The 20,114-nt window shown below is 35.2% G+C and carries 16 protein-coding genes; 6 read left to right on the top strand and 10 right to left on the bottom strand.

All coding sequences use genetic code 11. The features are described 5' to 3' along the window. Window positions 1-91: 91 nt before the first annotated feature. The 6 genes from FLV_RS06645 (at window position 92) to FLV_RS06670 (ending at window position 8,071) form a co-directional block, all read left to right on the top strand. On the top strand, window positions 92-805 hold the full coding sequence (locus FLV_RS06645; RefSeq protein WP_243232091.1) for a 3'-5' exonuclease: 714 nt from the start codon (window positions 92-94) through the stop codon (window positions 803-805). Window positions 806-814: 9 nt separating this feature from the next. Then, the gene (locus FLV_RS06650) at window positions 815-1,258 is read left to right on the top strand and encodes a hypothetical protein (RefSeq protein ID WP_243232093.1); all 444 of its coding nucleotides are present in this window, start codon (window positions 815-817) and stop codon (window positions 1,256-1,258) included. An 11-nt stretch (window positions 1,259-1,269) separates the two neighbouring features. Continuing rightward, window positions 1,270-2,346, top strand: a complete 1,077-nt coding sequence (locus tag FLV_RS06655) for a winged helix DNA-binding domain-containing protein (protein ID WP_243232095.1) — start codon at window positions 1,270-1,272, stop codon at window positions 2,344-2,346. Window positions 2,347-2,527: 181 nt separating this feature from the next. Continuing rightward, window positions 2,528-4,600 (top strand): prolyl oligopeptidase family serine peptidase, encoded by a 2,073-nt coding sequence (locus FLV_RS06660; RefSeq protein WP_243232097.1) that lies wholly within the window; start codon window positions 2,528-2,530, stop codon window positions 4,598-4,600. A gap of 117 nt (window positions 4,601-4,717) precedes the next feature. After that, window positions 4,718-6,157 carry a nucleoside recognition domain-containing protein gene (locus FLV_RS06665; RefSeq protein WP_243232099.1) on the top strand — a complete coding sequence of 480 codons (1,440 nt, stop codon included), beginning with the start codon at window positions 4,718-4,720 and terminating at the stop codon, window positions 6,155-6,157. A 309-nt stretch (window positions 6,158-6,466) separates the two neighbouring features. Next, window positions 6,467-8,071: a fumarate hydratase gene (locus FLV_RS06670; RefSeq protein ID WP_243232101.1), complete on the top strand. Its 1,605-nt coding sequence runs from the start codon at window positions 6,467-6,469 to the stop codon at window positions 8,069-8,071. 118 nt (window positions 8,072-8,189) lie between these two features. On the opposite strand, the gene FLV_RS06675 is transcribed toward FLV_RS06670, so the two are convergent. The 10 genes from FLV_RS06675 to FLV_RS06720 all read right to left on the bottom strand — a co-directional run bounded on the left by FLV_RS06675 (window position 8,190) and on the right by FLV_RS06720 (window position 19,917). Then, window positions 8,190-8,810 carry a hypothetical protein gene (locus FLV_RS06675; RefSeq protein ID WP_243232103.1) on the bottom strand — a complete coding sequence of 207 codons (621 nt, stop codon included), beginning with the start codon at window positions 8,808-8,810 and terminating at the stop codon, window positions 8,190-8,192. Between the two features lie 44 nt (window positions 8,811-8,854). Then, window positions 8,855-9,508 (bottom strand): CoA transferase subunit B, encoded by a 654-nt coding sequence (locus tag FLV_RS06680; RefSeq protein ID WP_243232105.1) that lies wholly within the window; start codon window positions 9,506-9,508, stop codon window positions 8,855-8,857. A gap of 187 nt (window positions 9,509-9,695) precedes the next feature. Next, on the bottom strand, window positions 9,696-10,400 hold the full coding sequence (locus FLV_RS06685; protein WP_243232107.1) for a CoA transferase subunit A: 705 nt from the start codon (window positions 10,398-10,400) through the stop codon (window positions 9,696-9,698). A 218-nt stretch (window positions 10,401-10,618) separates the two neighbouring features. Then, the gene (locus FLV_RS06690) at window positions 10,619-12,928 is read right to left on the bottom strand and encodes a penicillin-binding protein 1A (protein WP_243232109.1); all 2,310 of its coding nucleotides are present in this window, start codon (window positions 12,926-12,928) and stop codon (window positions 10,619-10,621) included. An 8-nt stretch (window positions 12,929-12,936) separates the two neighbouring features. After that, window positions 12,937-13,416: a gliding motility lipoprotein GldH gene (locus FLV_RS06695; RefSeq protein WP_243232111.1), complete on the bottom strand. Its 480-nt coding sequence runs from the start codon at window positions 13,414-13,416 to the stop codon at window positions 12,937-12,939. Continuing rightward, window positions 13,400-14,794, bottom strand: a complete 1,395-nt coding sequence (locus FLV_RS06700; RefSeq protein WP_243232113.1) for a stage 0 sporulation family protein — start codon at window positions 14,792-14,794, stop codon at window positions 13,400-13,402. Before FLV_RS06700 ends, FLV_RS06695 begins: the two co-directional genes overlap by 17 nt. Window positions 14,795-14,970: 176 nt before the next feature. Further along, window positions 14,971-16,329 carry a rhodanese-related sulfurtransferase gene (locus FLV_RS06705; protein ID WP_243232115.1) on the bottom strand — a complete coding sequence of 453 codons (1,359 nt, stop codon included), beginning with the start codon at window positions 16,327-16,329 and terminating at the stop codon, window positions 14,971-14,973. 220 nt (window positions 16,330-16,549) lie between these two features. Continuing rightward, complete coding sequence (locus FLV_RS06710; protein WP_163409320.1) at window positions 16,550-16,960, bottom strand: BrxA/BrxB family bacilliredoxin; 411 nt, start codon at window positions 16,958-16,960, stop codon at window positions 16,550-16,552. Between the two features lie 129 nt (window positions 16,961-17,089). Beyond that, window positions 17,090-17,554, bottom strand: a complete 465-nt coding sequence (locus FLV_RS06715) for a thioredoxin family protein (protein ID WP_243232117.1) — start codon at window positions 17,552-17,554, stop codon at window positions 17,090-17,092. A 110-nt stretch (window positions 17,555-17,664) separates the two neighbouring features. Further along, window positions 17,665-19,917: a TonB-dependent receptor gene (locus tag FLV_RS06720; RefSeq protein ID WP_243232122.1), complete on the bottom strand. Its 2,253-nt coding sequence runs from the start codon at window positions 19,915-19,917 to the stop codon at window positions 17,665-17,667. Window positions 19,918-20,114 lie beyond the last annotated feature (197 nt).

Consider the following 20,114-nt stretch of genomic DNA (forward strand, 5'->3'; position numbering starts at 1 on the left):
TTATAGCTTTATATTTACAAAATGGTAGATTTGGTGTACTGTTTTACCAAAAAATCGGTGTTAATTACTGTAATCCGTGTTTAAACAAAAAATGATTGAAAAAATAAACCTCAACAACATTTTATTTCTTGATATAGAAACCGTTCCCGAAGAAGAAAACTTCAATTCGCTTGATGCGGAAATGCAGTCACTTTGGGATTTGAAAACGCAATATCAACGAAAAGACGAGTTTACTCCCGAAGAATTCTATGATCGTGCCGGAATCTGGGCAGAGTTCGGAAAGATAATTTGTATTTCTGTTGGGTATTTTACAATCAAAGGAGATATCCGGAATTTTAGGGTTACTTCGTTCTTCGGAGAAGAGAAAAAGATTTTGAAAGACTTTAATAATCTTCTGAACAATCATTTCAATCAGCCACAGCATCTTTTGTGCGGACACAATGCTAAAGAATTCGACATTCCGTTTCTCGCACGCCGAATGATTATCAATCAAATTGCCATTCCGGACAAACTGAATTTATTCGGCAAAAAGCCATGGGAAATTCCACACCTGGATACGTTGGAATTATGGAAGTTTGGTGATTACAAACATTTTACTTCTTTAAAATTACTGACTAAAATTCTCGGAGTTCCTTCTCCAAAAGGTGATATCGACGGAAGTCAGGTCGCACATGTGTTTTATGTGGAGAAAGATATTGACCGAATTGTGACCTATTGTGAAAAAGATACCATTGCCGTAGCACAGATTTTTCTTCGTTTGCGAAGAGAAGATTTATTGATTGATGAGGAAATTATTCATGTTTAATGCAATTTTATGAAAACAAAAATTCTATTCTATTTCTTATTCTTGATTGGATGTATTTCAATTTTTCTTCCATTTGATAAAGATCATCTTATTCATTGTGATTTCATAACTACGGCGAAGCAGAAACAAGAACTGACAGTTTCATTTATTGCGATTTTCGAAAATGTATCATTTGATAGTTTACATTTTAAAAATATAATGGAAGTAATTTTGGCTGTTCTTTTAATAGCACCATTTATTTTTTCAGCGGTTTTATTCTTTTATAAAAAATACACATTACTTTTAATTTTTAACGTGATTCCTTTAATATTCCTTATTACAATTGGATTATTGCGCTGGTTTGAAGATTTGCAAATAGGGTATTATCTTTTACTTTTACAGCAAATGACTTTATTCTATTTGATAATAAAAATAGATAATTATCAAAAGAAAAAACTCGTCCATCAAGTTTAATTTTCTTCAAAATGACACATCACGAAATTTCAAATCATCGTTTGGTTGCTCAAAAACTTGATAAAACAAGTCATAATGCACCTGAAGAAATTGTCAAACATCTTGGTGCCATGCAGGCTCAGGATTACACAATGGCGAAATGGGCGATTGGCTCCCGCTGTGATGCGACTGAAAAAGAAATAGAGGAAGCCATTAATTCCGGAAAAATAATCCGGACTCATATTTTGCGGCCAACCTGGCATTTGGTTTCTGCAGAAGATATTTACTGGATGCTCGATGTCTCAGGACCACAAGTGAAACGCATTATTCTTGCCGAAACGAAAAAATATGGCTGTGATGAAAAAGAGTTTGACAAGATCAACTCAGCAATAGAAAAGATACTGGCCGGAAACAATCATTTAACCCGGGAAGAAATCATAGAGGAACTTAATGTCAAAAAGTTTTCCGGCGATTATAAATTAAGTCCTGTTCTGATTATGATGTATGCAGAATTAGATGGTTTAGTGTGCAATGGCAAAATGAAAGGCAAAAAAATGACGTATGCCTTACTGGAAGAACGAGTTCCTAAACCAAAAACCAAATTAACCAAAGAAGAAGCTTTGGCTAAACTTGCACAACGTTATTTTGAAAGCCGTGGTCCGGCAACAGTCGCAGATTTTTCACACTGGTCCGGTTTTTCTGCAACAATTTGCAAATCTGCAATTAATGCAGTTTCATTGCAATTGAATAATTTTATTATTGATAATCAGCAATATTGGTTCGGAAAAGATTCTCATAATTCAGATAATTTCAGCGAAAGCGTACTTTTTTTGGCAGCCTTTGATGAGTATTTAATTTCATATAAAAACCGCCAATCTTCTATTTTATTAGAGCATCAGCCGAAAGCTTTTACCAAAAACGGCATTTTTAAACCAACAATTTTAGAAAACGGAAAAGTAATCGGAACCTGGAAAAGAACTATCAAAAAAGATCATGTCAAAATCGAAACCGACTTTTTCCACCAAACTGAAATGGGTAAAAAGCAAATTCTATTTGAAGGAATTAAATCTTTTGAAAACTATCTGGAAACTAAAATTTTGATTGAATAAAATTCATAATGATTGAATTAACTTATTTGTCTTAACTGCAAAACCAACTTTTGTAATACTCTTTTACAATTAATAGCATTGTTAAGATTTGACTCTTTAAGGATGGTTTTGTTATATTTGAATTAAAATAGTAAAGATTTTAATTATATTATATCCCAACAAACTACAAAAATAAATAATAATGAAAAAATCAATAATTGCATTTTTATTCCTCTTAACTAATATCTACACTATGACCGCTCAGGAAGATCCTTATTTATGGCTAGAAGAAGTTGACGGAAAAAAAGCATTGGATTTTGTTGAAAAAGAAAACAAAGCCACATTAGACGTTCTTACTAATCAAAGTGAATATCAAGATATCTACACTAAAAGTCTGGCTGTTTTAAACGATACAGATAAGATTGCTTACCCAGGAGTTTTTGGGAATTATATTTATAATTTTTGGCAAGATAGCGAGCATGTCAGAGGAATTTGGCGCAGAACAACCAAGAAAAGTTATTACACTAAAAATCCTGTCTGGGAAACACTTTTAGACATTGATGCTTTGAGCAAACAAGATAATGTTAAATTGGTTTTTAAAGGGGCACAAGGTTTGTATCCAAAATATGACCGCTTCTTAGTAAGCCTTTCTTATGGTGGTGGTGATGCTGTTGAAGTTAAAGAATTCGATGCAGTTACCAAGAAATTTATTCCAAATGGATTTTCAATTCCAGAATCTAAAAATAGTGTCAGTTACTTCGATGCAAATACTTTAATTGTCGGAACCGATTTTGGCGAAGGAAGCATGACCTCTTCTGGTTATCCAAGAATTGTTAAATTATGGAAAAGAGGGACCAAATTATCTGAAGCAAAAACAATATTTGAGGGAGACGTTTCCGATGTTTCGGATAATGGATACTTAATTCGGGATGGTGAAAAGAGTTATCTTTTTATTGGAAAAGGAGAAACATTTTACACCTCAAAATCTTTTGTAATGGTTAACGATAAATTGATAAAACTGGATATTCCTGATGATGCTAATTTTAGTGCAATATTAAATAATCAGGCAATAATCAATTTAAAATCAGATTGGACTGTTAATGGTAAAACCTACAGACAAGGTTCTGCTATCAGTCTCAATTTTACTTCATTGTTAAAAGGGCAGAAAGACTTACAGCTTATTTATGAACCGGATGCTTACAGTAGCATTGCGGAAATTTCAAGCACCAAAAACTTTTTATTAATCAACATTTTAAACAATGTAAAAAGTGAGCTTTATTCCTATTCTTACACAGATGGTAAATGGAATAGTGCCAAAACCAATGCTCCTGAATTTGGAACAATCGAAATCGTAGCAACAGATGAATTTGGTGATGATTATTATTTTAATTATCAAAATTTCCTCACTCCTACTTCTTTATTTAGTGCTAATGCAAAAAACAATACAGTTCAAAAAGTAAAATCCCTTTCGGCATATTTTGATGGCAGCAAGTACAAAGTGGAACAATTTAAAATGAAATCAAAAGATGGTGAAATGATTCCATATTTTGTGATTGCGGGAAAAAATATTAAATATGACGGAAATAATCCAACTCTACTAAATGCTTATGGTGGATTTGAAGTTTCAGAACAACCTTTTTATTCTGGTGTTATCGGACAAGCCTGGTTAGACAAAGGGGGCGTTTTTGTATTAGCAAACATACGAGGTGGTGGAGAATTTGGACCAAAATGGCATCAGGCAGGATTGAAAGAAAAAAGGCAAAATATTTACAATGATTTTCATGGAATTGCCGAAGATTTAATCGCAAAAAAAATTACATCCAGTAAGCATTTAGGCATTATGGGAGGCAGTAATGGTGGATTACTTATGGGAGTTGCATTTACCCAGCGTCCTGATTTATACAATGCAGTTGTATGTCAGGTTCCGTTGTTAGATATGAAACGTTATAACAAATTATTAGCCGGGGCAAGCTGGATGGGTGAATATGGAGATCCTGATACTAGTGATTGGGATTTTATTAAAAAATATTCCCCTTATCAAAACGTAAATAAAGATACCAAATATCCGGAAGTGTTTTTTATGACTTCTACCAGAGATGATCGTGTTCATCCTGGTCATGCAAGAAAAATGGCTGCTAAAATGATTGATATGGGTGATAAAATTTACTATTACGAAAATACTGAAGGCGGACATGGCGGCTCTTCAACCAACGAGCAAAGAGCTAAATTTTATGCTTTATATTATTCCTATTTATGGAAAAAATTAAAAGTATAATGCATTAACGAATAGAAAACATTTACCGCAGATTAGCAGATTATTTAATTTAAAATCTACAAATCTGCGGTTTATTATTTTCTTTTAAAATAATTACATTTACAAAAAATTACAATTATGGTATTAAGCAGATTTTGGTTAACGATTTTTATTTCTTCGATTGTGTTTATTGTGGTAAGTTTATTTACAGCCAATACATATACTATTGATTCTGTTTTGAACGGAAAGAAAGATGACCCCATTTTGGTTTCAGAAAAATACGTTGAACAACTTCCCGCTTTCATCAAAGACAGCATAAAAAATGCTCCGGAGAAGACCATGATTGTCAATCGTGACACGCTAAATTCCGACACGACTTATGTTTACAAAAACAAAACCGTAAAAATCTACAGCGGTCTTCAAAAATCGGACGGTTTATTGCCAACCTGTAAAAGTACTCTGGTTGATTTAATTCTGCCATTGATTGCTTATCTGGCATTCTTCTGCGGATTAATGGAGCTTTTAATTGTTTCCGGAGCTTCCGGAAATTTAGCTAAAGTACTTAGTCCCGTTTTTGTAAAAGTATTTCCAAGTATTCCTAAAAACCATCCTTCGATATCCTACATGACGTTAAACTTTGCTGCGAATTTCTTAGGATTAGATTCGGCTGCAACACCATTCGGACTAAAAGCCATGGAAAGTTTACAGGAAATAAACCCCGAAAAAGACAAAGCCAGTGATGCACAGATTATGTTTATGTGTCTTCACGCTTCGGGTTTAACTTTAATTGCAACTTCAATTATCGGTTATCGTGCCGCTGCAAATGCAAGTAATCCTGCCGATGTGATGCTGCCTTGTATCATTACTTCATTCATCGGAACGATTGCCGCTTTCCTGATTGTGGGAGTAAAACAAAAAATCAATTTTAAAAGTGCTTCATTATTAATTGGTTTAATGACTTTAATTGCTGCAATTATTGGTTTATTGATGTACGTGAATCATTTAGATTTAATCGGAAAAAACTATTTCACTTCTAACCTTTCCGGATTAATATTAGTAGCGATAATTGCATTTACCCTGATTTTTTCTTTCATCCATGAAAAAAAATTCAAAGATGCCGAAACTACTGTTTTTGACACATTTGTAGTGGGAGCCAACAACGGTGTTAAGACCGGGGTTACTATTTTTCCTTATGTTTTAGGAATGCTGGTTGCTATTTCATTATTCAGAAACAGCGGTTTGTTCGAAATCATCAGCGATGCCATTGGATTTATCTTTTCGAATATGGGAGTGAGCAAAGAAATCACGAATGCGCTGCCGGTTGCTATGCTTCGCCCTTTTAGTTCTGCAGGATCAAGAGGATTTTTGATAGATTCAATGAATACTTTTGGTGCCGATTCGTTAACGGCAAGACTAAGCAGTATTTTCCAGTGCAGCGCCGAAAGTACGTTTTATGTAATTGCAGTTTACTTTGGTTCGGTAAATATTAAAAATACCCGTTATGCTTTGGGTACCATGCTTTTGGTAGATTTGATTTGTGTGATCACGGCTATTTTTGTGGCGACCTGGTTTTTTTAATTAAACATTAATCAACATAATCGAAATTTAAACGGAATAAATTCCGGCCCTACAATATACAACCGAGCCGATGGCTCTTGCTTTTGGGTTTTAAAATTCCGTAGGAATGAATATGTATTGTAGCTACGGATTTTAATCCGTTGGTAACATAACGAATATCGTTTAAGTTCCGTAGGAACGGGGCATATAAAATATTCGCAAACTTTATAAATTTCAATGAGTTTCATAACCAACAATAAACTTCACAAACACGTATAATTCAAATTCTTTCTTAGGTAAATAATTTTTAACTTTGTCAAAAACAAAGAAATGATTGATTTTATATACCAGGATCCTTATCCTATTTTAAAAGACGAAACACAATACCGCAAAATTACTTCAGATTTTGTACAACTTGAAAAATTTGGAGACAAAGAAGTTCTTCTCGTTGACCCAAAAGGATTAGAATTATTAGCTGAAGAAGCTTTAACAGATGTTTCGTTTATGTTGAGAACGACACATTTGCAAAAACTTCGTAACATTCTTGACGATCCTGAAGCGACTGACAATGATCGTTTTGTGGCTTACAATTTACTGCAAAATGCATCGGTTGCTGCCGAAGGGCAATTACCAAGCTGCCAGGATACCGGAACAGCAATCGTTATGGCAAAGAAAGGCGAAAGCATTTTTACCGGCGTTGATGATGCCGAATGGTTAAGCAAAGGAATTTTCAATACCTACCAAAAACGCAATTTAAGATATTCGCAGATTGTACCAATTTCGATGTTTGAAGAGAAAAACTCGGGTTCGAATCTTCCGGCACAAATTGATATTTATGCCAAAAAAGGAACTTCGTACGAGTTCTTGTTTATGGCAAAAGGCGGTGGATCTGCCAACAAAACTTATTTATACCAACAAACAAAATCATTATTAAACGATAAATCTTTGGATGCTTTCATTCGTGCAAAAATCAAAGACTTAGGAACTTCTGCCTGCCCGCCTTATCATTTGGCTTTAGTGATTGGCGGAACTTCTGCTGAAGCTACTTTAGCTACAGTTAAAAAAGCATCGGCAGGATATTTTGACAATTTACCAACATCAGGAAACATGTCCGGTCAGGCGTTTCGTGATTTAGAGTGGGAAGAGCGTGTTCAGAAGATTTGTCAGGAAAGTGAAATTGGGGCTCAGTTTGGAGGGAAATATTTTACACATGACGTTCGCGTTATTCGTTTGCCTCGTCACGCAGCTTCTTGTCCCGTTGGATTGGGAGTTTCCTGTTCTGCAGACCGAAATATCAAAGGAAAAATCACAAAAGACGGAATCTTCCTTGAGCAGTTAGAAGTAAATCCGAAACAGTTTTTACCGGAAACAGCTCCACATTTAGAAGCTCCTGTTGAAATTGACTTAGATCAGCCAATGGCGGATATTTTAGCTAAACTATCGCAATACCCAATCAAAACGCGTTTAAAACTAAACGGAACTGTTATTGTGGCACGTGATATCGCCCACGCAAAAATTAAAGAATTATTAGACGCCGGAAAACCAATGCCGGAATACTTTAAAAACCACCCGGTTTATTACGCTGGACCTGCAAAAACTCCGGAAGGAATGGCTTCTGGAAGTTTTGGGCCAACAACTGCCGGTCGTATGGACGTTTATGTGAATGAATTTCAAAAACATGGCGGAAGTATGGTGATGCTGGCTAAAGGAAACCGTACCAAACAAGTGACTGATGCCTGCAACAAATACGGCGGATTCTATTTGGGTTCAATCGGAGGACCGGCCGCTATTTTGGCTCAGGACAATATTTTAAAAGTAGAAGTGGTTGATTTTGAAGAATTAGGAATGGAAGCGGTTCGAAAAATCACTGTAAAAGATTTCCCTGCCTTTATTATTACGGATGATAAAGGAAATGATTTCTTTGAGAATTTGTAAACTGAGGGACTAAGTTGCTAAGCTACTGAGTTACTAAGTTTTTTTTAAAATAAAAACCGCCTGATTGGGCGGTTTTGTTGTCTTCTTCAGAATATTTATTTTAGACAAATCTCAAAATCTAAATCTTTAGAAATAGATTTTCAATTGGTGTGAATATATCATTTTCATCTTCAAAACTTGTAATCCATTTATCTTTTAATAAACAGAAATATTTCTCTCCTAATAAATCATTTTCTTCAAAACCACCCCAATTTTGACCAGTTAGAACAACTAAAAAAGCTTTTGCATTCTTAAACTCTTTATTTAATTTTTTTTCTCTTTTATTAAAATCAATTTCCCATTTGTGTCTATTCCAACCTAATTGTGTTTTACACTCTATAATTGCAATAACCTCATTATCTTTCCAAATTGAAATATCTGGTCGTATTGAACCTCGTTTTGCAACAATTTGTTTTTCAGATATTGCTTGTAAATCAGGATTGGTTTTTGACAAATAAATCTTCATATAAAACAATAATTGCTCTGTAAAAAAATCTGCTCCATTTGTAATATATCTCTTTTCCAAAAATTCTTTATTATCATATTGGCTTCTATAATATTGTTTCATTCGATTTAACAACAAATTACTATATTCTCGGGTTTCAATATTTATTTCAGAATTCAGATGATATTCAAATGATTTTTTTAAAGTTATGTGTAAATTTTTTAATGTGTTTAGATAATCATTTTCAATATCCATTGATGTATTTTTTAAATCTTGAAATTTTCTCGTTAATACTTTTTCTAAAACCTCATCTCTGGAATTTCCCCCTCAATTATCAAATCAGCTTCGGTTGAAGCGATGATGTGATCCACAGAAACTCCTGGCGCTCGTTCTAAGAGCTTAAAACCTTTTTTAGTCACTTCGAGAACTGCAAGCTCAGTTACAACCTTTTTAACGCATCCTACACCCGTTAACGGCAAAGTACATTTTTTTAAAATTTTTGATTCTCCTGCTTTGTTAACGTGCATCATGGCAACGATGATATTTTCGGCGGAAGCCACCAAATCCATAGCACCTCCCATTCCTTTTACCATTTTGCCCGGAATTTTCCAATTGGCAATATCACCATTTTCAGAAACCTCCATCGCACCCAGAATGGTCAAATCAACTTTCTGGCTTCGAATCATTCCGAAACTAAAAGCAGAGTCAAAAAAGCTTGCTCCCGGAAGCGTAGTAATAGTCTGTTTTCCTGCATTGATAATATCGGCATCTTCTTCTCCGGCGAAAGGAAAAGGCCCCATTCCGAGAACACCATTCTCACTTTGAAATTCTACAGAAATATCATCTCTTACGTAATTCGCCACCAAAGTCGGAATCCCGATACCAAGATTGACGAAATATCTGTCTTTTACTTCCTTTGCAATTCGTTTTGCTATATCTTCTTTACTTAACATAAAATCAATGTGTCAATTTTTAATGTGCCAATTCGAAAATTTGATAATTAGATAATGCTCTACTTACGTTCAACATTAATTATCTAATTGACAAATTATCTCAATTAAATTTAATGTGCCAATTAGTCAATTTGATAATTTTAAAACATACGTAAAGAATTATCCAATTGACAAATTATCTCATTATCTAATTACCTCTCTGTCTTACTGTGCGTTGTTCGATTCTCTTCTCAAACTTTTCTCCCTGAAAAATACGCTGTACCATAATTCCCGGAATATGAATCTGGTTTGGATCTAAAGTTCCTACCGGAACCAGTTCTTCAACCTCGGCAATGGTTATTTTTGCTGCTCCCGCCATACAGGCGTTAAAATTTCTGGCTGTTCCTTTGAAGATAAGGTTTCCGGCCTCATCACCTTTCCATGCTTTTACAATGGCAAAATCAGCTCTAAAAGCTTCTTCCATAATGTGCATTTTACCATTGAACTCACGGACTTCTTTTCCTTTGGCTACTTCAGTCCCGTAGCCCGCCGGTGTAAAAAATGCTGGAATTCCGGCTTGTGCTGCACGACAGCGTTCTGCCAAAGTTCCTTGCGGAGTGAGTTCAACTTCCAATTCTCCCGAAAGCATCTGGCGTTCGAACTCGGCATTTTCACCAACATAGGAAGAAATCATTTTTTTGATTTGTCTTTTTTGCAGAAGCAATCCCAAACCAAAATCATCAACTCCTGCATTATTTGAAATACAGGTTAAATCTGATATTTGGGTTTTTACTAAGGCTGCAATCGTATTTTCAGGAATTCCACACAGACCAAATCCGCCAAACATAATGGTCATTCCGGATTCAATGCCTGTTATAGCTTCCTGAACATTGTTTACTTTTTTTGTAATCATAACAAACTGTCTTTATCACTGGGTAATTTTGATAAAAATAAGATTTTTTGATTAAATTATAACGATTTCGTAAAATAAAATAGGATTCAACTCCGCTCAGCCTGACATTTAATGTTTTTATTTCATCCACTCATGTAAATATCAAAAAAAAATCCTTTTGTATTCATCTAAATTAAAGATGGCAACAAAAGGATATTTTCATATTCAAAAAGCTAAAACTATAGTTCGAACTCGTCTGTATTTTGTTCTGTCTGAGTAGTATCTTTTACAACAGCCGCAGGTCTGGTATAGCAATCTACTTTTATAGAAAGATTTGCCGGACGTTCAAAATCTGATTTTGAAACCTGTAAAGTTGGATCGGCATAACATTTTTTCATAAAATAACCCCAAACCGGTAAAGCAGCTGTTGCTCCCTGACCGTAAGTAAGGCTCTTGAAACGTGCTGAACGGTCTTCGCAACCTACCCAAACTCCTGTTACTAAGTTAGGCACCATTCCCATAAACCAACCATCCGATTGATTTTGAGTTGTTCCGGTTTTTCCTGCAATAGGATTTGTAAACATATACGGATAACCTGTCCAACGGTTGTCTCCGCTACCTCCGCCCTGTGTACGCAAACGTGCACCCGAACCGGTTTCTGTAACTCCCTGAAGCAATTTGATTACCGCAAAAGCAATATCTTTATTTAAAACATCATGCGATTCCGGAATTGGTTCGTAAATAACCTCTCCGCTTTTGTTTTCAATTTTACTTAAAAACTGTGGCTTTACATATACACCCTGATTAGCAAATGTACTGTATGCCGCCACCATATCTTCAACGGTAATATCAACAGCTCCTAATGCTATTGAAGGCTGTACCGGGATTTCTGTTTTAACACCTAATTTTTTTGTCAGTTCTACAACTGCTTCAGGACCTGTTCTGTCAATTAATTTTGCTGAAACGGTATTAATAGAATTTGCAAGACCTTGTTTTAAAGTTACCATTCCGCGGTAACTGTTGTTTGAGTTTCTTGGTTCCCAGTCTTCAGTTACATGGTGACGTCCTTTGCGAATCATAAAAGGTCCGTCAAGGATTGAATCACAAGGAGACATATTCAATTGTTCAATAGCGGTTGCATAAACAAAAGGCTTAAAAGTAGAACCAACCTGTCTTGCTCCCTGTCCTACGTGATCGTATTGAAAGTACTTATAATTGATTCCGCCAACCCAGGCTTTAATTGCCCCTGTTTGAGGCTCCATCGCCATTAAACCGGATTGTAAAAAGTGTTTGTAATAGCGAATTGAATCCATTGGTGTCATCGTAGTATCACGCTCTCCTTTCCAGGTAAATATTCGCATTTGTGTTTTTACTTTGAAGGAAGCAATAATATCATCTTCGCTTTTGTCCATTTCTTTCATCTGAGCCCAACGAACAGAATTCTTCATAGCCTGCATCATGATTCTGTCTGTTTCAGCCTGCGTAATATTTACGAAAGGAGCATTTTTATTGGTTTTCATTTCAATAAAAAATTGCTGTTGCAGGTTTTTCATGTGTTCTGAAACCGCTTCTTCAGCATAAGCCTGCATTCTTGAATCGATCGTTGTGTATATTTTCAAACCGTCTTTGTAAATATCATAATCAGATCCATCAGGTTTTTTATTTTCAGCTACCCATTTTTTCATGTAATCGCGAAGATATTCTCTGAAATAAGTTGCTGTTCCTTCACGATGGCTCTCTAATTTGAATTTTAAAGTAATTGGCAGCGCCTGAAATTTTTCTTTTTGAGATTCTGTAATCATTTTGGCTTTTGCCATTTGAGAAAGCACCACATTACGACGATTTTTTACTCCCTGCGGATTCCGAACCGGATTATACAATCCTGAGTTTTTGAACATTCCGACTAAAATAGCCGATTCATCAACCGTTAAGTCTTTCGGTTCTTTAGAAAAATAAGTTTGTGCCGCAGAACTTACTCCAACAGAATAATTTCCAAAATCATAAACGTTGCAGTACATCGCCAGAATTTCATTTTTGGTATATTGTCTTTCCAGACGAATCGCGATAATCCATTCTTTTATTTTTTGCACAATTCTGAAAGGCAAAAATTTAGACCCTTCACCGTGAAATAATTGTTTTGCTAATTGCTGTGTTAAAGTACTGGCTCCACCATTTGTTCCTAATGTAAAAACAGCTCTTAAAGTTCCTCGTCCGTCAATTCCTGAATGTTCATAAAAACGTGCATCTTCGGTAGCAACCAGAGCTTCAACCAGGTTTTTTGGCAAATCAGAATATTTAAGCTGTGATCTGTTTGTTTTAAAATATTTACCAATCACTACGCCATCAGAAGAAATAATTTCGGTAGCTAAATTAGAATCCGGATTTTCTAAGTCTTCAAAAGAAGGCATTGAACCAAAAAGCCCCCAGGAAGCAAATAAAAAGAAGGCCAAAATACCTAACATTCCATAAGCAAAAACTCTCCAGAATTTTTTTTGATAGTATTTAATATCTTTTACTGTATTTGTTTGATTGTTTTTCTTAGCAGCCATAACTATTTCTAATCTTTTTGTTCTATTCTAAAACCTACGTCTGTGATACCTTCTAACTCCTGAACTCCGGGAATTTTTCCTGATTGCCTTACAGCTTGCTTGATGTGAACTTTGTATTTACCTCTAAACTTCACATTTTCTTTCAAGTACAGTTTACTTTCTTTAATATCCGAAAAGCCATTACCTAAAAGCGTCCCGTCCGGATTTGCCATTTGATATTCAAGTGTATCCACCTTTGTAAATCCGTTTGGCATTTCTATAGCTACAATTAAAAATAAATTATTGAACGGATAATTATTGTTATCCCTCAAATTTACAAATAAATTGTATCGTTTTGTGGAGTCTAAAACTGGCAAATCGAAGGTTACAATACTGTCTTTGTGCCAGGCACTTCCAACAGATTTGTACTCATCAAATACTCTTTTTTTATCACATGAAAAAAGGAGTATAGCTGCCAAAAGAAGAATTCCGCTATTTTTTATTCTCATTTTTAGTAATAATTATAGGTTTTCTTGGTTCAGCTGGTTTAGTATCATTCGATTTGGGCTTATTCGAATGATTTGGTTTTTTATTATTATTTGGTTTGTTCTGGTTATTTTGATTGTTCGGATTAGCTTGTTTGTTCTGCTGATTTGGATTTCCTCCGGAAGGTTTATTATTACCTGATGGCTTTGGATTATTATTGTGGTTTTTATCCTGCTGCGGCTTTACTTGAGTCACAGCACCTGCAGTTTCAGCATTTTTGCGTTTTCTGTTTGGTTTTTTCTTCTTTTTAGGCTGATCAAAACGTGTTAAACTTTCCTGCCCCATTGCATTATTGAAGTCTTTTTCAGGTTCTGCAATTACTTCGATAGCGAAATCTTCCAGTGAAGAAACTTTGTTTTTCTGTTTATTCTCTGCAATAATTTCTTTTACCTGATCGATTTTCAAAACGTGCCAGTTTGCAAAATTATTCGTGTAAGCAAACCACATTAATCCTTTAAAAATATCCTGTTTTTGACAGATTGCATCTCCTTTTTCGGTCACTAATTTAGTATCGTAATCCGGGAAGTCTTTCAAGGCATCCATGTACGTATCTAACTCGTAGTTCAGACAACATTTTAATTTTCCGCATTGCCCGGCTAATTTTTGCGGATTCAACGAAAGTTGCTGGTAACGCGCTGCTGAAGTATTTACACTTCTAAAATCGGTTAACCAGGTCGAACAGCAAAGTTCTCGGCCACAAGAACCTATTCCGCCCAAACGAGCCGCTTCCTGGCGGAAACCCACTTGTTTCATTTCGACTCTTGTACTGAATTCTTTAGCAAAATCCTTAATCAGCATTCTAAAATCGACACGATCGTTTGCTGTGTAGTAAAACGTTGCTTTTGATCCGTCACCCTGAAATTCGATATCCGAAATTTTCATTTCCAGCTTATGCTGAATCGCCAGTTCTCGTGCACGAACTTTCATTGGTTCTTCACGCTCACGCGCTACAGACCAGATATCTATGTCTTTTTGAGAGGCTTTTCTATAAATTTTTGGGACTTCGTTACTATCAGGATTTACTCCTTTTTTCTTCATTTGAATTTTTACCAATTCACCTGTCAAAGTAACAATTCCGATATCATGTCCTGGTGATGCAACAGTTGCTACAATATCACCAATACTTAAAGTTAATTTCTCTGAATTTCTAAAAAATTCCTTGCGTCCGTTTTTAAAACGAACCTCAACACAATCAAAAATCGCCTCTCCATTAGACGGACTCATGTTCGAAAGCCAGTCAAAAACCGTCAATTTATTGCAGCTGTCGGTGCCGCAAGTCCCATTATTTTTACAACCTTTTGGTGCGCCGCCATCTGAGGTTGAACAACTTGTACATGCCATAATTATATATGTAGTGTTGCAAAAGTGCAACTTAAGTTCATAAACGTTTGATCGGTAAAGATAGTATTTTTTTTAGTTTGCATTTTATGGATTAAAACTAAAGACTTGTTAAATAAAAAAACCTATTCTGTTTTACACAAAATAGGTTTTTTGAAATTAGTTTTTAGAATAGAATATTACCCTAAAATCTTGTATATTTTATCAGACAATCTGATTCTGAACGGAACTTCAAAAGTAACTTTATCACCAATCACAGCAATTTCAGTTTCAATACCGTTGACAATGATTTTATCTAAAACCAATTCCTGATCTCCAGTTGTAGGACCAGAAATAAGTATTTTATCACCACTGTTTAATTCGTTATTTTCAACCGTAAATTGCCCAACCTGTGCTTTTACATAATAATGTTCGGCTTTTCCAAGAAGTACTTTTTTTACTTTTACTTTCTGGCGAATATCAGCTGGTTTATCTGCAGCTCCTAATGCAACATTGGGTAAATCTCCAGAATGTTTAAATTTTAAATTTTCTGATTTCCCTTTTCTGAAAACTTTGTTTCCAACTTCTTTTCCGGCTCTCATCCTTACCTGATCAACCAAAGGCATGTGAATAATATCCAGACATTCTGCAGAACAACAGTTTTCCATTGCTGCTTTACAATCATCACATTGAATAAATAACAAATGACAGCCATCATTCTCACAATTGGTGTGGTTATCGCAAGGTTTTCCACATTGGTGACATTGCGAAATGATATCTTCTGTAATTCTTTCGCCAAGACGATTATCGAATACGAAATTTTTCCCGATGAATTTGCTTTCTAAACCTTCTTCTTTAAGTTGTTTAGCATAATTGATTATTCCGCCTTCTAACTGAAAAACATTTTTAAATCCCTGATGTTTAAAGTAAGCACTGGCTTTTTCGCATCGAATTCCTCCGGTACAATACATTACCAGATTTTTATCTTCTTTATGATTCTGAAGCTGTTCGTTGATAATTGGTAAACTTTCTCTAAAAGTCTCAACATCTGGAGTAATAGCATTTTTAAAATGTCCTACTTCGCTTTCGTAATGATTTCTAAAATCGACTACAATCGTATTTGGATCATCCAGGATTTCGTTAAATTCCCTGGCTTTTAAGTGTACACCAATATTGGTTACATCAAAAGTATCATCATTTAAGCCGTCGGCTACAATTTTATCGCGGACTTTAATTGTCAGTTTTAAAAACGAATGATCATCATGCTCTACCGCTTCATTCAAACGAATACCTTTCATGAAATCATAAACTTCCAAAGTTGCTCTAAAAGCTTCCAGATTTTCTTCGGGAATACTCATTTGAGCATTTATTCCTTCAGTGGCAACGTAAATACGGCCTAAGGCATCGAGGGTATTCCAGGCTATAAATAAATCGTCACGAAATTTTTTGGGATCTTGAATTTTGGCATACGCATAGAAAGACAACGTGAGTCGTTGTTTACCGGCATCATCGATCATGATGGCTCTTTCTTCTGCGCTTAAGGTGTTATACAGTTGCATGCTATAAACAGTTTAAGTTTAGAAATTATTTTTTGAAAGGTGCAAAGTTAGGAAAAAAGGTTCTAAGTGGCAAAGCTTCTAAGGTTCTAAGTTTTTTTACTTTTATCCATAAAAAAAGCACCCGAAGGTGCTTTTCAAAATCTTTGTCGCTTTGTTACTTTGAAGCTCTGTCCCTAAAACCTTAGAGACTTAGTGTCTCAGCAACTTAGAAGCTTAAGAATTAACAAAACTCATTAAAAGCATCCTGTAAATTCTCAGCAATCATTTCAGCAGGACGCCCTTCGATATGGTGACGCTCTAACATGTGAACCAATTCTCCATTTTTGAACAAAGCCATAGATGGCGAAGATGGAGGAAAAGGAAACATGTGCTGTCTTGCAGCATCAACCGCTTCTTTGTCAACACCTGCAAAAACAGTGATTAAATGATCCGGTTTTTTTGCTCCCTGCAAACTCATTTTTGCTCCCGGACGTGCATTTCTAGCAGCACAACCGCAAACAGAATTTACAACTACTAATGTGGTACCTTCAGCGTTGATAGCATTATCTACAGCTTCTGCACTATGTAAATCTTGAAAACCAGCAGCTGTTAATTCAGCCTCCATTGGTTTTACCATTTCTTGTGGATACATATTTTTATTTTTTAAATTTTACTTTTGAATTGCAAAGTTACAAAGTTTCCCCGCAACTACTTAATTTGAAGTATAAAGTTTTGTTATAGTTCGATTGATTCTTAGAGGATTTTGTTTTAACAGACAGATTCATTTTTCCAGATTTTCTAAAAAATGCTTAAAATCCTTCGGATATAAATAATTCGGATATTGTAAGATAATTTCGTTTTTCTCATTCAAAACACATAAAACCGGATAAACTATCTGATTATTCGTGGTCCCTAATTGCAATGCCAGTTCATGAATTCCAACGTTATTGCCTGTTGGCTGATATTTAAATATGTGATTATTAAACTTTATATCGCTTTTTTCTTCTGCATTAAAATCAACAAAATAAAAACCGGAATTCAATTTTTGAATTATTTCCTGATTTTTAAAAGTCGTACTTTTCATCCGTTGGCAAAACTGACACCAATCTGTATGAATAAAAACGATGACCTTTCGTTTTTGAATCTGCTGTAGACTATCAATTGCTTCAAATGATCTGTTTTGAAGCTGACCGAATCCTGCGGAGGTGATTCCTAAAAAAAAGAGAATTATAACTAGCTTTTTCATTTGTTAGTTTTTTTTAAATCCGATGTCAACCTGAACGAAGTCGAAGGCTAGTAAATTGGAAAGGGCTTCGACTCCACTCAGCCTGACAAATGTTTTCCAGACATCTGCATTTATCTGAAAGTATATCGCAATCCAAAAAAACCGCGAATAGTCTGGTTTTGTCCGTAAACATAAGTGGTATCAAAAGTCAAACCATACGGATTATCGGGAGTTACCAATACTTTTCCGGCTGAGTCATATTGCACATTTTTATCAAATGGATCATTTGCTCTCGAAATCAAAAACGGATTATTCTGTTTTGGTCTGAAATTTAAAAGATTCTTGATGCCTCCGTAAACTTCAAAATTCTTCCATCCTGAATAGGTAAATTGAATATTCTGAATGCTGTACCAGGGTGATTTTGGACTTCTGGGATCGTATTCACTTAGCAAAGGCAAATCCATCGGACTATAAACATTTCCGGTATAATCTATTGACAAATTCCAAGGCTGGATTTTATATGAAACACTCCAGGTTCCGGTGAAATTCTCAGTTAAATAAGGCCGCTGTGAAATTCCGTTTTCGACATTTTTATTGTCTAAAACCGTTGCCCCCACAATAAATTTTAATCCTGACGGAAAATTAAGATCCACATTAGTACTGATTCCCTGACTTATGGCGTATCCATCAATATTATTGTAAATGATTTTGTTTGGGTCACTTTCGTAGTCTGAAATGATTTTATTACTAAAACGAGTGTAAAAAGCAGTGGTTTCAATTCCCATAAAAGTTCCATTTCCGAAATTAATTTTCTGAATGTAATTCAAATTGACATTTACAGATTGCTCCGGTTTCAAATCATTCCGGATCACAACATCCCTGGAACCTGTAAGTGCAGCATGATCTTCAGTAAATAAGTTCACAACACGAAATCCTGTCCCGGCATTTAATCTAAAGATCGTGTTTTCATTTGCCTTGAAACGGTAAGCGAATCTAGGGGTAAAAATTGAACCGTGAATCGAGTTATAATCGTAACGAGCTCCCAGCAAAACATGGCTTTTTGGAGAAATTGCAATTTCATCCTGAACAAAAATTCCGGGTAACCAGGTACTTTCGGCTTCTTTGGTTGCCGGTGTATTATCATCGTAATAAGTGTATCGGCTTGCAATTCCGGCAAGGAAATCATTACGTCCCATTTTTTTATCCCAGGTGAGTTGCAAAAATCCAATTTTCTGATTGGCGATATACGATGTCGTTCCGTAACGGCTGTCCTGATAATGTATGTTTCCGGAGAACGAAAGCATTAGTTTTTCTTCAAACGGCAATTGATAACTTCCTATTAATTCGCCTCGCTTGGTATAAATACTTTCTCCATAGATTTCGTCGCCACCTCGGTATTTCTTCTCCCAGCGCACATCTCCGCCCCAGCGATCTTCATACATTCCGCGTGCTGCAAGGGTAAAAAGGCGATTATGATTACGCTTAAAGCTCCATTTATTAAAAACCGAAATTCGTTCAGAAAGTGTAACATCAGTAAAATTATCGTGGTCTTTATCGATGACCTGATCGTAATTGAAGTAATTCACACCTAAAATTGAAGTCGCTTTTTTTCCGGCATTAAGCTTCATTCCTAAATCGAGATTACTTTCAAAATAAGAAGTTGTAAAATAATCTGCTGAAAAGACCGGAGCATTCGTTGGATTTTTAGTAATAATGTTGATTAATCCGCCAACTGCCTCACTTCCATACAAAGAAGATGCCGGGCCTTTTACGATTTCAATTCGTTCTACCAGTGAATTCGGAATTCCTGATAATCCGTAAACTGTCGAAAGACTACTCACAATGGGCATTCCGTCAATTAGAACCAAGGTGTACGGACCTTCTAAACCATTGATGTGAATATCTCCTGTGTTACAAACGCCGCAATTGAGCTGAGGGCGTACACCATTGATGTTTTGAAGCGCATCATAAATACTAGGCGTTGGATTTTTCTTAAAGAAAACCGGCGAATAAACCTCAACCGGAACAGTACTTTCCAAACGTTTTACAGGTTTTAAAGTCCCTGAAACTACTACTTCATTCAGTTCGTTTTTGTCTTCCTTTAATTCAAAATCAAGATTCAAATCCTGATTTTCTAAAAGGAATATTTTTTGGGTTTGAGGTTCGAATCCCTCCATGGTCACATGTATTCTATAAGTTCCTTTTGGAATATTTTCGAGTTTATAAAATCCTAACGAATCTGTTTGTGTTTTAAAGTTTGTATTTAATAAACTAATATTTGTTTCCTGTCCGACAGGAATTAATGCCTGTACTTTTCCGGAAATACTTTGCGAGTATAGACTTGTAGTTAAAATTATTAATATTGTTGAAAATAAATATTTCATCCTTATAAAATTAAATTTAGACAAAACTAAAAATTAAATTTGATAAACAATTATTCTAAAACAAAAAAAATCAAACGGATTAAATTCAATATGTTACATTTTCAATTTTTAAGGTCTAAAGCATTATTGTTTAATCTCGCAAAGACGCGAAGGCGCAAAGCTTTTTTGCACCTAATTTTATATAACCTGGCGTCTTT

The sequence above is a fragment of the Flavobacterium pectinovorum genome (genome assembly GCF_022802975.1).
GTDB classification, from domain to species: Bacteria; Bacteroidota; Bacteroidia; order Flavobacteriales; family Flavobacteriaceae; genus Flavobacterium; species Flavobacterium pectinovorum_B.

Coding starts and splice junctions, on each gene's coding strand:
- FLV_RS06675 (WP_243232103.1), bottom strand. CDS start 8,810: ATGGATATTGAAAATGATTATCTAAACACATTAAAAAATTTACACATA.
- FLV_RS06685 (WP_243232107.1), bottom strand. CDS start 10,400: ATGATTACAAAAAAAGTAAACAATGTTCAGGAAGCTATAACAGGCATT.
- FLV_RS06650 (WP_243232093.1), top strand. CDS start 815: ATGAAAACAAAAATTCTATTCTATTTCTTATTCTTGATTGGATGTATT.
- FLV_RS06660 (WP_243232097.1), top strand. CDS start 2,528: ATGAAAAAATCAATAATTGCATTTTTATTCCTCTTAACTAATATCTAC.
- FLV_RS06705 (WP_243232115.1), bottom strand. CDS start 16,329: ATGCAACTGTATAACACCTTAAGCGCAGAAGAAAGAGCCATCATGATC.
- FLV_RS06710 (WP_163409320.1), bottom strand. CDS start 16,960: ATGTATCCACAAGAAATGGTAAAACCAATGGAGGCTGAATTAACAGCT.
- FLV_RS06670 (WP_243232101.1), top strand. CDS start 6,467: ATGATTGATTTTATATACCAGGATCCTTATCCTATTTTAAAAGACGAA.
- FLV_RS06665 (WP_243232099.1), top strand. CDS start 4,718: ATGGTATTAAGCAGATTTTGGTTAACGATTTTTATTTCTTCGATTGTG.
- FLV_RS06695 (WP_243232111.1), bottom strand. CDS start 13,416: ATGAGAATAAAAAATAGCGGAATTCTTCTTTTGGCAGCTATACTCCTT.
- FLV_RS06645 (WP_243232091.1), top strand. CDS start 92: ATGATTGAAAAAATAAACCTCAACAACATTTTATTTCTTGATATAGAA.
- FLV_RS06715 (WP_243232117.1), bottom strand. CDS start 17,554: ATGAAAAAGCTAGTTATAATTCTCTTTTTTTTAGGAATCACCTCCGCA.
- FLV_RS06680 (WP_243232105.1), bottom strand. CDS start 9,508: ATGTTAAGTAAAGAAGATATAGCAAAACGAATTGCAAAGGAAGTAAAA.
- FLV_RS06700 (WP_243232113.1), bottom strand. CDS start 14,794: ATGGCATGTACAAGTTGTTCAACCTCAGATGGCGGCGCACCAAAAGGT.
- FLV_RS06690 (WP_243232109.1), bottom strand. CDS start 12,928: ATGGCTGCTAAGAAAAACAATCAAACAAATACAGTAAAAGATATTAAA.
- FLV_RS06720 (WP_243232122.1), bottom strand. CDS start 19,917: ATGAAATATTTATTTTCAACAATATTAATAATTTTAACTACAAGTCTA.
- FLV_RS06655 (WP_243232095.1), top strand. CDS start 1,270: ATGACACATCACGAAATTTCAAATCATCGTTTGGTTGCTCAAAAACTT.